Annotated in this window: 13 protein-coding genes; 5 read left to right on the top strand and 8 right to left on the bottom strand. The window is 69.1% G+C overall.

Annotated elements, in window-relative coordinates; genetic code table 11:
- Positions 1-67: 67 nt before the first annotated feature.
- A complete protein-coding gene (locus K7G19_RS15245) occupies positions 68-700 on the bottom strand; it encodes a response regulator transcription factor (RefSeq protein WP_006579377.1) in 633 nt (210 codons plus the stop codon).
- Positions 701-817: 117 nt separating this feature from the next.
- Here K7G19_RS15245 and K7G19_RS15240 point away from each other — a divergent pair, with 117 nt between their 5' ends.
- Positions 818-1,225 carry a hypothetical protein gene (locus K7G19_RS15240; protein WP_226107968.1) on the top strand — a complete coding sequence of 136 codons (408 nt, stop codon included), beginning with the start codon at positions 818-820 and terminating at the stop codon, positions 1,223-1,225.
- Between the two features lie 115 nt (positions 1,226-1,340).
- Here K7G19_RS15240 and K7G19_RS15235 read toward each other — a convergent pair whose 3' ends face one another.
- The 3 genes from K7G19_RS15235 to K7G19_RS15225 form a co-directional block, all read right to left on the bottom strand.
- Entirely contained in the window at positions 1,341-1,844 is a 504-nt protein-coding gene (locus K7G19_RS15235; protein WP_149317312.1) for a hypothetical protein, read from the bottom strand.
- A gap of 251 nt (positions 1,845-2,095) precedes the next feature.
- Positions 2,096-4,843, bottom strand: coding sequence for a methionine synthase (gene metH, locus K7G19_RS15230; protein WP_226107966.1), 2,748 nt, complete (start codon positions 4,841-4,843; stop codon positions 2,096-2,098).
- A gap of 103 nt (positions 4,844-4,946) precedes the next feature.
- On the bottom strand, positions 4,947-6,095 hold the full coding sequence (locus K7G19_RS15225) for a homocysteine S-methyltransferase family protein (RefSeq protein ID WP_226107963.1): 1,149 nt from the start codon (positions 6,093-6,095) through the stop codon (positions 4,947-4,949).
- Between the two features lie 126 nt (positions 6,096-6,221).
- On the opposite strand from K7G19_RS15225, the gene K7G19_RS15220 reads away from it, so the two are divergent.
- Positions 6,222-6,614 (top strand): rhodanese-like domain-containing protein, encoded by a 393-nt coding sequence (locus K7G19_RS15220; protein WP_149317314.1) that lies wholly within the window; start codon positions 6,222-6,224, stop codon positions 6,612-6,614.
- Between the two features lie 51 nt (positions 6,615-6,665).
- On the opposite strand, the gene K7G19_RS15215 is transcribed toward K7G19_RS15220, so the two are convergent.
- The 4 genes from K7G19_RS15215 to K7G19_RS15200 form a co-directional block, all read right to left on the bottom strand.
- Positions 6,666-6,923 carry a DUF3567 domain-containing protein gene (locus K7G19_RS15215; RefSeq protein ID WP_149317315.1) on the bottom strand — a complete coding sequence of 86 codons (258 nt, stop codon included), beginning with the start codon at positions 6,921-6,923 and terminating at the stop codon, positions 6,666-6,668.
- A gap of 275 nt (positions 6,924-7,198) precedes the next feature.
- On the bottom strand, positions 7,199-8,005 hold the full coding sequence (pcaD, locus tag K7G19_RS15210) for a 3-oxoadipate enol-lactonase (RefSeq protein WP_226108180.1): 807 nt from the start codon (positions 8,003-8,005) through the stop codon (positions 7,199-7,201).
- A gap of 201 nt (positions 8,006-8,206) precedes the next feature.
- Positions 8,207-9,292 carry a DUF3108 domain-containing protein gene (locus K7G19_RS15205; RefSeq protein ID WP_322784901.1) on the bottom strand — a complete coding sequence of 362 codons (1,086 nt, stop codon included), beginning with the start codon at positions 9,290-9,292 and terminating at the stop codon, positions 8,207-8,209.
- Complete coding sequence (locus K7G19_RS15200) at positions 9,252-10,085, bottom strand: IclR family transcriptional regulator (protein ID WP_149317317.1); 834 nt, start codon at positions 10,083-10,085, stop codon at positions 9,252-9,254. The genes K7G19_RS15205 and K7G19_RS15200 overlap by 41 nt, the downstream gene beginning before the upstream one ends.
- 372 nt (positions 10,086-10,457) lie before the next feature.
- Here K7G19_RS15200 and K7G19_RS15195 point away from each other — a divergent pair, with 372 nt between their 5' ends.
- The 3 genes from K7G19_RS15195 (at position 10,458) to K7G19_RS15185 (ending at position 13,754) form a co-directional block, all read left to right on the top strand.
- Positions 10,458-11,498: a tripartite tricarboxylate transporter substrate binding protein gene (locus K7G19_RS15195; protein ID WP_226107961.1), complete on the top strand. Its 1,041-nt coding sequence runs from the start codon at positions 10,458-10,460 to the stop codon at positions 11,496-11,498.
- A 90-nt stretch (positions 11,499-11,588) separates the two neighbouring features.
- Complete coding sequence (locus tag K7G19_RS15190; protein WP_149317319.1) at positions 11,589-12,572, top strand: fumarylacetoacetate hydrolase family protein; 984 nt, start codon at positions 11,589-11,591, stop codon at positions 12,570-12,572.
- A 306-nt stretch (positions 12,573-12,878) separates the two neighbouring features.
- On the top strand, positions 12,879-13,754 hold the full coding sequence (locus tag K7G19_RS15185; protein WP_226107959.1) for an enoyl-CoA hydratase/isomerase family protein: 876 nt from the start codon (positions 12,879-12,881) through the stop codon (positions 13,752-13,754).
- Positions 13,755-13,859: the final 105 nt, after the last annotated feature.

Here is a 13,859-nt window from a genome sequence, read left to right as displayed (position 1 = left end):
AGGTATCCGGGTCCGTCCTACAGCACCGCCGCCGGCCCCGTCCATGCCGGGACGAACGGCGTGCCGCCTACTCGACCAGGCCGTTCTTGATCGCGTAATAGGTCAGATCGGCGTTGGTCTTCATGCCCATCTTTTCCAGGATGCGCGAGCGGTAGGTGCTGACCGTCTTGACGCTGAGGAACAGCTCGTCGGCGATCACCGAAACGGACTGTCCGCGCGAGAGCTTGCAGAAGATCTGGAATTCGCGTTTCGACAGGGTCTGGTGCAGCGGCTGGTCGGTCGGCTTCTCCAGCCCGCCGATCAGCAGCTCGGCCACGGTCGGGCTGACATAGCGCCGCCCCTGGGCCACGGTGCGGATCGCCTTGACCAGATCGTCGGGCGCGCTTTCCTTGGTCAGGTAGCCGGAGGCGCCGGCACGGATCAGATTGATCGCGTACTGGTCCTCGGGATAGGTGGACAGGATCAGCACCGGCAGGTCGGGATGACGCTGGCGGATCAGCTTCAGTACGTCGATGCCGTTGCGGTCGGGCATCGAGATGTCGAGCACCACCACGTCGAACTCGGTTTCGCGCAGGCGCGCCATCACTTCGTCGCCGCTGGCCGCTTCGCCCTCGACGCGAATATCCGGTTCGTCGGAAATGAACTGGCGCAGACCGGCACGGACGATCTGGTGATCGTCGGCGATCAGGACGCGAATCATCAAAGTTTCCCCCCTGCGATGGTATTGCCCGGACGCCGGGGCCAGGCTGTATTTGGCCTGTTGCATTGTAGTCATTACAAAGCACCGGGAATGTCGGTGTCAGGCTGACAATGTGGCGTGCCCGACGATCAGGACGTCCAGCCGACGCCCGCCCATCTCGAGGCGCTGCTCGACACCATGCCGAGCGGCCGCGGCGATCCCGCATGCCAGTCGTATTTCCTGTGGTGCCTTGCCGCCGTGCTGGCCCGGCTGTCCTCGCAGGCGTTCTTCGGCACGCACAATGATGGTCCGTTTGCGCTGAGACGCTATGCGGCGGCGTTGGGCAATGCGGCCATCCGCCTGCAGGACGACCAGCAGTCCCCCTGGCGTGCCGGCTATGTCAAGCAGCTTCTTTCGAAGTACTGCACCGACGAGCTGACGAAGAAGCAGATGTATCCCGACCTGGCCGCCGAGGCGAGGAGGAATGACGGCTTCCGCTCGATACTCGCTACGGTGTGGCCACCGAACTGGGGCCACCTTCTGTGAGCAGTGGGCCAATAGCGGGCCGACAACGGAAAAGGGGCGGAGATCCCGGATCGCCGCCCCTGGCTTGCGCGGCGGCTCGCCGCCGCGCATCGATGCGCCCCTGCGGGCGATCGGCTTACTGGACCTTCGCCGACGCACCCGCGCCGACGGTGGCCGAGGTGCCGCCAGTCGCGCCACCGACCAGGCCGCCCACCTTGCCCGCGGTACCGCTGACCGTGTCGCCGACGGCGCCGACCGTCTTGTCGGCGGTGCCTTCGACCGCGCCGACGGTGTCCTTGGCCTTGCTCCTGGTCTTGCCATGCGCGTCGTGGGCCTTCGACTTCGCCTTGCCGCCGGCGGTGGCGGCACGATCCTTGGCGCTCTTGCGGGTGTCGTCGATTTCGCCGGCCTTGTCGTTCAGGCCGGCCTTGACGCCGGTATCCATGTTCGCGCGGCTTCCTGCCACTTCAGCGCCCGCATTCACACCGGCATTGGCGCCGGCCGACGGCGCCGTCGCCGTCGGGGCGGTCAGCGAGCCGGCGGCGCCGCCGGTCGCACCGGCTTGCGTACCTTGCGCCATGGCCAGCGACGAGGCGGCGGCGATCGACAGGGCGGACAGCGAGATCAGCAGTTTCTTCATGGAGTACTCCTTTCGAATGACTGTGCGGCGAGGCTTTCGCCGCGGGTTGTCGCCTGGAGAGCGAGTCCTCAGTCTAGGGAGCACCCCACTGCGATGCTGTGAGGAGATGTAATGCGCTGTAAGGAGTCGTGAGCCGGCGCAAAGGCCGTCAAACTCGCGGCCGCGGCGACTTTCGCCAGTCCCGTCAACGACTTGCGGCGGCGCGCCGCCGGTTGAAGGCCGCGGCGGCGGCGGCGCGGCTTCGCAACACGTTACAGGTTCGGCGCCAGCGCCCGCTCCATCGCCGCGCGGTCCTCGTGCCGGCGCGCGATCATGTCGTCGAGCTGGTCCTTGCCGATCTTGCCGACCGAGAAGTAGGTCGCCTCGGGATGCGCCAGATAGAAGCCGCTGACCGAGGCCGCCGGCGTCATCGCCAGCGCATCGGTCAGGCCCATGCCGATCTCGCCGGCATCGAGCACCTGGAACATCGGGCCCTTGACGGTGTGCTCGGGGCAGGCGGGATAACCGGGCGCGGGCCGGATGCCGCGATAGGCTTCCGCGATCAACTGCTCGTTGTCGAGCGATTCGTCGGCGGCGTAGCCCCACAGGTCCCGCCGCACGCGCGCGTGCAGGCATTCCGCGAAGGCCTCGGCGAGGCGGTCCGCCAGCGCCTTCAGCATGATCGCGCTGTAGTCGTCGTGGTCGGCCTCGAACTGGGCCTCCTTCTTGTCGACGCCGATGCCGGCGGTCACCGCGAACAGGCCGATATAGTCGGCGATGCCGCTCTCCTTCGGCGCGACGAAGTCGGCCAGGCACCGGTTCGGCCGGCGCACGCCGTCGACCACCGGGCGTTCGCTCTGCTGGCGCAGGTTGTGCCAGGTCAGCGCGACCTGGCTGCGGCTCTCGTCGGTGTAGACCTCGATGTCGTCGTCGTTGACGGTATTGGCCGGCAGCAGCGCGATCACGCCGTTGGCGGTCAGCCAGCGGCCCTGGATCAGCCGCGCCAGCATCGCCTTGCCGTCGGAGAACACGCGGCGCGCCGACTCGCCGACGATCTCGTCGTTCAGGATCGCCGGGAATTTGCCGGCCAGGTCCCAGGTCTGGAAGAACGGCGCCCAGTCGATGTAGTTGGCGAGCTCGGCCAGGTCGTAGTTGCGGAACACGCGGCGGCCGATGAATTTCGGTTTCGGCGGCACGTAGCCGCTCCAGTCGATCGGCGTCTTGTTCTTGCGGGCCTCGGCCAGCGTCACCATCGGCACGGCCTTCTTGTTGGCATGCTGGGTGCGGATGCGCTCGTAGTCGGCGCGCAGCTCGTCCAGGTAGCGCGTGGCGCCCTCGTCGGACAGCAGGCTCGAGGCCACGCTGACCGAGCGCGAGGCGTCGGGCACGTAGACCACCGGTCCTTCGTAGTTCGGCGCGATCTTGACCGCGGTGTGCACGCGCGAGGTGGTCGCGCCGCCGATCAGCAGCGGAATCTTCTTGACGCGGAAATAGTCGTCGCGCTGCATCTCGGAGGCGACGTAGGCCATCTCCTCGAGCGACGGCGTGATCAGGCCGGACAGGCCGATGATGTCGGCGCCCTCGACCTTGGCCTTGGCCAGGATCTCGTTGCACGGGACCATCACGCCCATGTTGACGACCTCGAAGTTGTTGCACTGGAGCACCACCGACACGATGTTCTTGCCGATGTCGTGCACGTCGCCCTTGACCGTGGCGATCACGATCTTGCCGCGCGCGCGCACGTCGCCGCCGGCCTCGGCCAGCAGGCGCTTTTCCTCCTCGATGAAGGGCAGCAGATGCGCCACCGCCTGCTTCATCACGCGCGCGCTCTTGACCACCTGCGGCAGGAACATCTTGCCGGCGCCGAACAGGTCGCCGACGATGTTCATGCCGTCCATCAGCGGGCCCTCGATGACCTCGATCGGGCGGCCGCCGCGCGCGGCGATCTGCTGGCGCGCTTCCTCGGTGTCCTCGACGATGAAGGTGGTGATGCCGTGGACCAGCGCATGCGCGAGGCGGTCGGCCACCGGCACCGGCTTCTCCGGCGTGCCGCGCCATTCGAGGTTCTCCTCGCGCTTCGCGCCGCCGCCCTTGTAGCGGTCGGCGATCTCCAGCAGGCGGTCGGTCGCGTCGGCACGGCGGTTCAGCACCACGTCCTCGACCCGCTCGCGCAGCTCGGCGTCGAGCTGATCGTAGACGCCGAGCTGGCCGGCATTGACGATCCCCATGTCCATGCCGGCGGCGATCGCGTGGTACAGGAACACCGTGTGGATCGCCTCGCGCACCACGTCGTTGCCGCGGAACGAGAACGAGACGTTGGACACCCCGCCGCTGACCTTGGCGTAGGGCAGGTTCTGCTTGATCCAGCGGGTCGCCTCGATGAAGTCGACCGCGTAATTGTTGTGTTCCTCGATGCCGGTCGCGACCGCGAAGATGTTCGGATCGAAGATGATGTCCTCGGGCGGAAAGCCGACCTCGTTGACCAGGATGTCGTAGCTGCGCTTGCAGATCTGCGTCTTGCGCGCGAACGTGTCGGCCTGGCCCTGCTCGTCGAAGGCCATCACCACGGCCGCCGCGCCGTAGCGGCGGATCAGCGTGGCGTGGTGGCGGAACTGCTCCTCGCCTTCCTTCAGCGAGATCGAGTTGACCACGGCCTTGCCCTGCACGCATTGCAGGCCGGCCTCGATCACCTCCCACTTCGACGAATCGATCATGATCGGCACGCGCGCGATATCGGGCTCGGACGCGATCAGATTCAGGAAGCGCACCATCGCCGCCTTGGAGTCGAGCATCGCCTCGTCCATGTTGACGTCGATGATCTGCGCGCCGTTCTCGACCTGCTGGCGCGCGACCGCCAGCGCCTCGTCGAACTGGCCGTTCAGGATCATCCGGGCGAAGGCCTTGGAGCCGGTGACGTTGGTGCGCTCCCCGACGTTGACGAACAGGCTGCCCTCGCCAAGCGTGAACGGCTCCAGGCCGGACAGGCGCATCGGACGAGCGGGACGGGTATCGGTAGACATGGCGGACTCAGGTTCGGGATCGGATGCACGGCGCGCCGGGGACGGATTCGTGCGGCTGCGCGCCGGTGATGCGTGGCGTGGGCGTGGGCGGCGGGGCGGCCGGTCAGGCCGCGTCCGCTTCGTCGCGATACTGGCCGGGCCAGGCGCGCGGCTTGCGGTTGGCGACGCGCTGCGCGATCGCGGCGATATGCTCGGGCGTGGTGCCGCAGCAGCCGCCGACCAGGTTGACCAGCCCGGACGCGGCGAACTCGTCCACCAGCGACGAGGTGACATCCGGCGTCTCGTCGAAGCCGGTGTCGCTCATCGGGTTCGGCAGGCCCGCGTTCGGATAGCACGAGATCGCGGTATCGCACAGCTTGGCCAGCTCGGCGATATAGGGCCGCATCAGCGTCGCGCCCAGCGCGCAGTTCAGGCCGAACGTGATCGGGCGCGCGTGGCGCAGGCTGTTCCAGAAGGCCTCGACGGTCTGGCCCGACAGGATGCGGCCGGAGGCGTCGGTGACGGTGCCCGAGATCATCACCGGCAGGCGTTCGCCGGTGTCCTCGAACAGCTGGTCGATGGCGAACAGCGCGGCCTTGGCGTTGAGCGTGTCGAAAATGGTCTCGACCAGGAACACGTCGGCGCCGCCTTCCAGCAGGCCCTTGCCCTGCTCGTAGTACGAATCGCGCAGCTCCTCGAAGCTGACGTTGCGCGCGCCCGGATCGTTGACGTCCGGCGAGATGCTGGCGGTCTTCGGCGTCGGACCGAAGGCGCCGGCGACGAAGCGCGGCCGCTCGGGCGTGCTGTAGCGATCGCAGGCCTCGCGCGCCAGGCGGGCGGCGGCCACGTTCATCTCGTAGGCCAGGTCCGCCATCTTGTAGTCCTCCTGCGCGACGCGCGTCGCACCGAAGGTGTTGGTCTCGATGATGTCGGCGCCGGCCGCCAGGTATTGCTCGTGGATTTCGCGGATTACCGCCGGGCGGGTCAGCAGCAGCAGCTCGTTGTTGCCCTTGACGTCGACCGGATGCGCGGCGAAACGCTCGCCGCGATATTCGGCCTCGCCCAGCTTGTAGCGCTGGATCATGGTGCCCATCGCGCCGTCCAGGATCAGGATGCGCTCGCGCAGCAGCCGCGGCAGTTGCGCGGCGCGGGTGTACGGCCGGGCCGGGGGACCGGCCTGCGGGCCCGCGTGCGCGCCTGCCTGCAGACCTGCCTTTGCGCCCGGTGCGATGGCGGACGCCGTGCCGGACGATTCGATGGATGCAGCGCTCATGGCTTCACTGGCCTCGGTGATGCTGGAAAAGTGGTCGATTTTATCAGTTACGGCACCTTGCCGCCCCGGCTTGCCCGGGCCTACACTCGGGCAGATCGCCCCCCTACCCGACCCCGACGACACCGCATGCAACATCTTGCCCCGCGCGAGGCCCAGGCCCTGCTGGCCGAGCACCCCGACGCTCTGTTCATCGACTGCCGCAGCGAGATGGAATACCTGTTCGTCGGCCACCCGACCGGCGCCCTCAACGTGCCGTGGAACGACGGCCCGGACTGGGAGGTCAATCCGCACTTCGTGCAGGCGGTCAAGAAGCTGGCCGGGCAGGCGTCGGCGCGGCCGGTACTGCTGATCTGCCGCAGCGGCAACCGCTCGACCGCGGCCGCGCAGGCGCTCGAAGGCGCCGGCTTTACCACCGTCTACAACGTGCTGCACGGCTTCGAGGGCGATCTCGACGCGCAGCGGCACCGCAATACCGTCAACGGCTGGCGCTTCGAAGGGCTGCCGTGGGAGCAGTACTGAGGCAAAAAAACCCGCGCCATGGCGCGGGCTTTCTGCGGCGGCGGTGCGTCGTCAGTGCATCGCCAGCGAGTGCGTCATCACCGTATCGAACTTGCCAAGAAATTCGTCCACCTCTTCCACGGACGGTTCGGTCTCGATCAGACGTTGCACATCGGCGCGGAAATGCTCGGCCAGCTGGCCGCCAAGGAAGATCTCGCGCTTCATGTTCTTGTCGACGATCTCGTAACCGCCGGAGGCAAGAGGGGCATGCTCGACGTCGGCACCGAACTCCACGATGCAGTAGTTGTCGCTGTTATAAATCATTTGCATGGCGCACCTCCGGGCTATGGGACGGACGGAAGGTTTGTTGATTCTTGCGTCAGCCGGTGGGAGCGCCGGCTTCCTTCCGCGATTTCACCTCCAAGCTGAGGGCATGAAGACGCTTTTCAAGCGCATGCCTCGCTGGGCGCTGGCGTGGTGCCCGATGCCGTAGCGCCCGCTCATCAGGTTGGAGCCGCCCCCAAGGCGGCAAGTTCGGTTTCCCCAACGAAAAGAGGGTTTGTCCTACGAAGCGCTTGCCGATCGCCTACGCGGGCCGGCCTGGCTCAAGGGGTATCGCACTGCGCCCCGCAGGCCGCCTTGACCAGGAAAGCGTCGAGAAGCGCATGAAACCGCTCCGGCTGCTCGATCGGGGACAGATGGGCGGCGTCCGGCAGCACCTCGAACTGGGCGGCCGGAATGCCGTCCGCAATGGCCCTGGACTCGGCGACCGGACAGCCCTGGTCCTGGTCGCCGACCACCACCAGCGTCGGGCAATGGATGCGCGCCAGCGCATCGGCCTGGTCGAAGCCGAGGATCGCCAGGCAGGCGCCGACATAGCCGCGGACGGGCGTGGCCAGCACCATCTGGCGGATCCGTTCGACCTGTTGCGCATGCGCGGCACGGTACGGCGCGGTCAGCCAGCGCTGAAGCGTCGCATCAAGCACTCCGGCCATCCCGTGCGCCTCCACCTGCCCGATGCGCTCATGCCACATCGGATGGGCCTGGCGCGGGGTGCGGCAGACGGTGTCGACCAGCGTCAGCGAGTGCAGCCGCTCGGGATAGCGCACCGCAAACGTCTGGCCGATCATGCCGCCTAGCGAAAGTCCGATGAAGTGCGCCTGCGGCACGTCCAGGCCGTCCATCAGGGCGACCACGTCGTCGGCCATGCGCAGGATCGAATACGGCCCCACGGGCGCGTCGCTGCGGCCGTGGCCGCGCAGGTCGAAGCGCAACACCCGATAGCGCGGCGCCAGATGGGCCGCGGTGGCGTCCCACAGCGTGTGATCGCAGGCCAGCCCGTGGCACAGCACGACCCATGGGCCTTCGGTGCCGTCGATGCGGGCCTGCAGCGTCACGTCGCCGACGATCACGCGGTGTGTCTCGGAGGCGGGCGGCTGGGCGGCTGGACTGGAAGCGGGCGCCGCCCCCTGGGCGTGGGCTGGCGCGGTGGCAGGCGTGGCGGTGGGCGGCAAGGTGTCGGTCATCGTGTCCTCCTGTCGGGGTCGGTGGGCGGCGACGCATCGCACGGGAGCGTCGCGGCGGCCACGCCGCTCGGCTCCGATCCTTCCAGACTAGGGCTCGGCGCCGCGCAGTACCAGATCGATCTGCGTGCCGTCGGGCTCGGTCTGCCGCAGTTTGACCGGCATCCAGCCCACCGATTCCGCCAGCCAGACCTCGACGCGGCGGCGGTCGTCGGCCCGGCGCGGCAGGCGGATGAAATGCTTGGCGCGCACGAAGCCCGCGCCGGTCTCGATGTCCTCCTCGCCGACATACTGGACGCGCATCGGCTCGAGATCGCTGGTGTCGGCGACCTGGAACGTCTCGGTGGCGCCCGGCGCGGCATAGCGCTGCGGGTTGCCGCGCACCAGGCCGACCAGTTGCAGGAAGACGCTGAAGCGGTCCTGCGCGCCCTCGGGCAGCGGCGCCTGGCCGCCGCGCGACTCGAACACGACGGCGCCGGTCGCGCGGTCGAAGCGCGTCACCTGGCTGCGCTTGCGGCGTTCCTCGACGTAGCGCTCTGGCGCCAGCCCCTGCTCGCCCAGCGCCCCGGTACTGTGGAAGGCGAACCGGAACCACAGCATGCGGGTTTCGACCGACAGCTGATAGCGCCCGCCCCCGTGCTGCCAGCGGATGGTGCCGTCGGGGTTCTCGACCCCGTTGACGAAACTGGCGTAGCGCAGCGTTGCCGACGGCGGCGGCGCGTAGCGCAGCGCATCGGCCGGCGCCGGCGCCGGTGCGGAACCCGGACCGGTACCCGTGCCGCCCGCGCCGCCGCCCGCCGCGACGCTGCCGGTGCCGCCCGGCGAGGTCGCCAGCGGGGAGCCCTCGGCCGGCGCCGGCGGCCCTGGCGCGGGCTCGGCAGCCGGCTCAGGTTCCGGCGTGGCGGCCGGGGCGGGAGCGGGTTTTGGGGGAGGACGGCGCGGACGTGGCGGCGGAGTCGGGGCGACGGCGACCGGCTTGGGCGGCAGCAGGATCGCCTCGAGCGCCGGCGTGTCGACCGCGTCGAGCGGAATCAGCGGACCGGGCATCCGCACCAGCCCGATCAGCACCAGCGCATGCGCGACCAGTACGACCGCCAGCGCGACCGCCCAGCGCAGGCGGCGCGCACGTTTCGCATCAGGCGTGACCGGCGTCTCCGGTCGGCGGGGTCCCGCCAAGATATCCAAGCTCCGTCGAGATCCGATGTGCGATCTCGCGCACCTGGCGGTCGATCGCTCCGCCCCATTCTGCATCGAATACGGTCTGGGCGCCCAGCACGATCAGCGCCATCGAGACGTGGCCGCTGGCATCGAACACCGGAAACGAGATCGCGTTGATGCCGGGCAGCACCCCGCCCAGCGTGCGTGCCGCGCCGTGGGCGCGCACGTCGGCGCACACCGCGTCGTAGTCGGCCAGCGAGCGCGGCAGGTCCGGCAGATTGTCGTCGCGGCGCTCGTTCAGTTCACGCTCGATCAGCGGCAGCGTCTGCTGGCGCGGCAGATAGGCGCCGAACAGGCGGCCTGTGGCCGAATTGAGCATCGGCATCACGTCGCCCAGGCGCAGGCTGACGGTGACCGGGTGGCTCGACTCCTCCCAGTGCACCACGGTCGGCCCGTGGTTGCCCCAGACCGCGATGCCGACGGTCTGGTCGATGTCGTCGCGCAGCTGGGACAGGATCGGGCGCGCCTTCTTGACCGGATCGAGCCGGTTCAGCCCCGCCAGGCCCAGCTGCAGCGCGAATGGCCCCAGGTCGTAGCGGCCGCTGACCGGGTCCTGCGCGACCATGCCCAGCCGCTGGAAGCTGACCAGATAGCGATGCGCCTTGGCCGGATTCATGTCGGCCGCGGCGGCCAGGTCCCGCAGCATCATCGCGCGCGGCGAGGCGGCCAGCGCCTTCAGCAGCTGGAAGCCCACCTCGATGGACTGGATGCCGGTGCGCAGCTTGGCGTCGTCTTCTTCTAGTTCGGTCATGCGTCGATATGGAGCGGGCGGGTCGGTACCCGGGATTGGGCTACGGGGGATACGGAATGGCAGCGCCCGGGCCGGCGAGCCGCGGGCCAGCGCGGCAATATAGTTCGATTCCGTCACGTCGCGCTACGCCCCGATCCGTAAATTTACTATAGCGAAATCGATTTACCAGTTTTTAATCCGTCGCTAGACTGCGCAAGGGTGCCGACCGTGCCGAAAAGCGTCGAAATGCATCCAGGGACGTCCGCAAGCCCAAAACCCAAGAGCCCGAAGGCCAGGACGCCCGGGCCGCCCGGACGGCGGACGCCCGGCGCCCGAACACCCGAAAACCCGAACACGGCACCACGCCCGCACAACAACATCCCGGAGACCCGCATGCCAGCCCCGCTTGCCGCTGCGCCCACCGCGCGCCCTTCCCTGCCGATCCTGCGTCGCCTGCTGAATGCCGCCGTGCTGAGCGCCGGCGCGCTGGCCGCCATTGCCGCAGCCCTGCCCCGCCCGGCCGCGGCGCAGGCGGCCTGGCCCAGCCAGCCGGTCCGCTGGGTGGTCCCCTATCCGGCCGGCGGCGGCACCGACGTGGTGGCGCGCACGCTGGCCCAGGCGATCTCGCCCGCGCTCGGCAAGCAGGTGGTGATCGACAACCGGCCCGGCGCGGCGACGATCGTCGGCGCCGACACCGTCGCGCACAGCAAGCCGGACGGCTACACGATCCTGACCGCCGACACCGCGACGCTGGCCGCCAACCCCTCGCTGTACCGCAAGCTGCCGTACGACCCGGCCAGGGACTTCGTCCACGTCGGCATGATCGCCCGCTTCCCGCTGATCCTGGTCGCCACCCCGAACTTCCCCGCGCGCACGCTGAAGGAGGCGGTCGACTACGCGCGCAAGAACCCGGACAAGGTCAATTTCGCCTCGCCCGGCGCCGGCAGCCCGCACCATCTGGCGATGGAGCTGTTCATGGAGCAGACCGGCATCAGGATGACCCACGTGCCGTACAAGGGCGCGGCGCCCGCGGTGCAGGACCTGCTGGCGGGCCAGGTCGACGTGATGTTCCTCGATCTGGCGGCTGGCCAGCAGAACGTGCTCGGCGGCAAGCTGCGCGCGCTCGGCAGCGCCACGCCCAAGCGGCTGACCGCGCTGCCGCAGGTTCCGACGGTGGCCGAGGGCGGCGTCGCCGGCTTCGAGGCCTACGCCTGGCAGGGCGTGGTCGCCCCGGCCGGCACGCCGCAGCCGGTGGTGACCCGGCTGAACGCCGAGCTGGTCAAGGCGCTGAAGCAGCCCGAGGTGCAGAAGCGCTTCGAGGGCATCGGCGTCGAGCCGGTCTCCAGCACGCCGGACGAGTTCGCGCAGTACGCCCGCACCGAGGCCGAGCGCTGGGGCAAATTGATCAAGGCCAAGGGCATCACGGTAGACTGACGCCCTCGCGGCGGCCGGCACAGCCGGCGCCATCTCGCCATCCGCACGCCGGCTCGATGCCGGCGTCGTTCTTGATATGCAGGAATCCCGATGAAACTGGCCACCCTGAAGGACGGCTCGCGCGACGGACAGCTCGTGGTCGTGTCGCGCGACCTGAAGACCGCGCACTATGCCACCGACATCGCCGGCAAGCTGCAGACCGCGCTGGACGACTGGCACTTCCTCGCGCCCCAGCTGCAGGACCTGTACGACGCGCTGAACGCCGGCCGCGCGCGCCATCCCTTCGCGTTCGATCCGCGCCAGTGCATGGCGCCGCTGCCGCGCGCCTACCAGTGGGCCGACGGCTCGGCCTACGTCAACCACGTCGAGCTGGTGCGCCGCGCACGGGGCGCCGAGATGCCGCCGGAGTTCTGGACCGATCCGCTGATGTACCAGGGCGGCTCGGACGACCTGCTCGGGCCCTGCGACGACATCGTCTGCGCCAGCGAGGCCTGGGGCATCGACTTCGAGGCCGAGGTCGCGGTGATCACCGGCGACGTGCGCATGGGCGCGACGCCCGAGCAGGCGGCCGAGGGCATCCGGCTGCTGGTGCTGGCCAACGACGTGTCGCTGCGCAACCTGATCCCGGCCGAACTGGCCAAGGGCTTCGGCTTCTTCCAGAGCAAGCCGGCCACGGCCTTCTCGCCGGTGGCGGTCACGCCCGACGAGCTCGGCGAGGCCTGGCGCGAGCGCAAGGTCCATCTGCCGCTGACCGTCTGGTGGAACAGCAAGAAGGTCGGCTCGCCCGACTGCGGCACCGACATGGTGTTCGACTTCGGCCAGCTGATCGCCCACATCTGCAAGACGCGCAATGTGCGGGCCGGCAGCATCGTCGGCTCGGGCACGATCTCCAACGTCGACCGCAGCAAGGGCTACTGCTGCATCGCCGAGAAGCGCACGCTCGAGACGATCGAGAGCGGCGCGCCGGTGACGCCGTTCATGCAGTACGGCGACGCGGTCAAGATCGAGATGTTCGACGCGCAGGGCCGCTCGATCTTCGGCGCGATCGATCAGGTGGTGGCGGCGCCGGCCTGAAGCGGCCCGAAGCAGCCTGAATGGCCTGAGCGGCCTGAGCGGCCCGAAGCGGCCTGAATGGCCTGAATGGCCTGAGCGGCGTGACGCGGCCGGAAGCGGCCGGAAGCGGCCTGACCCGCCGGATTGCGGCGGAGTCTGGGACCGGCGCGGCGTGATGCGGACCGCGGCAGCGATGCGCCTATAATTTCCCGACCGTCCGGTTGGGGAATTCCGGCGCCCCCGTTTCGGGCGGCCGATCGTTCCCCTGCCGGCGCAGCCGCGGCCGCCCGCCGCGCCTCCCACCCACGCCAGGAGTCCGCGCCCGCCATGACCACCACCCCCGCCGCCACCTCAGCCGCCACCTCAGCCGCCACCGTCGGCAACAACGGCACCACGCCTTCCGAACGCTACGCCCGCTATCAGGCGCTGACCCTGCGCCAGCACGGCCCCATCCTCGAGATCGTGATGGGCGCACAGCAATCGGCCAACCGCAAGCTGGCCACCGCCGACGCCAACATGCATCGCGAACTGGCCGAGATCTGGCGCGACGTGTCGGCCGACCCGGAGATCCGCGTCGCGCTGATCCGCGGCGAAGGCAAGGGCTTCTCGGCCGGCGGCGACCTCGCGCTGGTCGAGGACATGGCCAACGATTTCGAGACCCGCGCGCGCGTCTGGCACGAGGCGCGCGACCTCGTCTACAACGTGATCAACTGCGACAAGCCGGTGGTGTCGGCGATGCATGGTCCCGCCGTCGGCGCCGGGCTGGTGGCCGGGCTGCTGGCCGATATCTCGATCGCCGCGCGCACCGCGCGCATCGTCGACGGGCATACGCGGCTCGGCGTCGCCGCCGGCGACCACGCCGCGATCGTCTGGCCGCTGCTGTGCGGCATGGCGAAGGCCAAGTACTATCTGATGCTGTGCGAGTCGGTCAGCGGCGAGGAAGCCGAGCGCATCGGGCTGGTCTCGCTGGCGGTCGACGAGAGCGAGCTGGTGGCCAAGGCCTTCGAGATCGCCAACCGGCTCGCCGAAGGTTCGCAGAGCGCGATCCGCTGGACCAAGTACGCGCTGAACAACTGGCTGCGCATGGCCGGGCCCGCCTTCGATACCTCGCTGGCGCTCGAATTCATGGGCTTTGCCGGACCCGATGTCCGCGAAGGCGTGGCCAGCCTGCGCGAGAAACGGCCGCCGCGTTTCGGCGCTTGAGCCGACGGTTCGGTCGCCTTTGTGCGTCGGCCACGGGTCAGCGTTCAAGTCGGCCTTTGAGTCGGCGTTTGAATCAGCGCTTGAGTCGGCGTTTGAATCAGCGCT

Source organism: Cupriavidus sp. DB3 (assembly GCF_020418465.1).
Classification (GTDB): Bacteria; Pseudomonadota; Gammaproteobacteria; order Burkholderiales; family Burkholderiaceae; genus Cupriavidus; species Cupriavidus cauae.
The sequence above is the reverse complement of the archived record's forward strand: the minus strand, read 5'-3'. Positions and strand labels throughout refer to the sequence as shown.

Bases quoted from the DNA above. Each gene is read 5' to 3' on its own strand.
- K7G19_RS15190 (WP_149317319.1), top strand. From the start codon at position 11,589: ATGAAACTGGCCACCCTGAAGGACGGCTCGCGCGACGGACAGCTCGTG.
- K7G19_RS15225 (WP_226107963.1), bottom strand. From the start codon at position 6,095: ATGAGCGCTGCATCCATCGAATCGTCCGGCACGGCGTCCGCCATCGCA.
- K7G19_RS15245 (WP_006579377.1), bottom strand. From the start codon at position 700: ATGATTCGCGTCCTGATCGCCGACGATCACCAGATCGTCCGTGCCGGT.
- K7G19_RS15185 (WP_226107959.1), top strand. From the start codon at position 12,879: ATGACCACCACCCCCGCCGCCACCTCAGCCGCCACCTCAGCCGCCACC.
- K7G19_RS15215 (WP_149317315.1), bottom strand. From the start codon at position 6,923: ATGCAAATGATTTATAACAGCGACAACTACTGCATCGTGGAGTTCGGT.
- K7G19_RS15200 (WP_149317317.1), bottom strand. From the start codon at position 10,085: ATGACCGAACTAGAAGAAGACGACGCCAAGCTGCGCACCGGCATCCAG.
- K7G19_RS15195 (WP_226107961.1), top strand. From the start codon at position 10,458: ATGCCAGCCCCGCTTGCCGCTGCGCCCACCGCGCGCCCTTCCCTGCCG.
- metH (WP_226107966.1), bottom strand. From the start codon at position 4,843: ATGTCTACCGATACCCGTCCCGCTCGTCCGATGCGCCTGTCCGGCCTG.
- K7G19_RS15220 (WP_149317314.1), top strand. From the start codon at position 6,222: ATGCAACATCTTGCCCCGCGCGAGGCCCAGGCCCTGCTGGCCGAGCAC.
- K7G19_RS15235 (WP_149317312.1), bottom strand. From the start codon at position 1,844: ATGAAGAAACTGCTGATCTCGCTGTCCGCCCTGTCGATCGCCGCCGCC.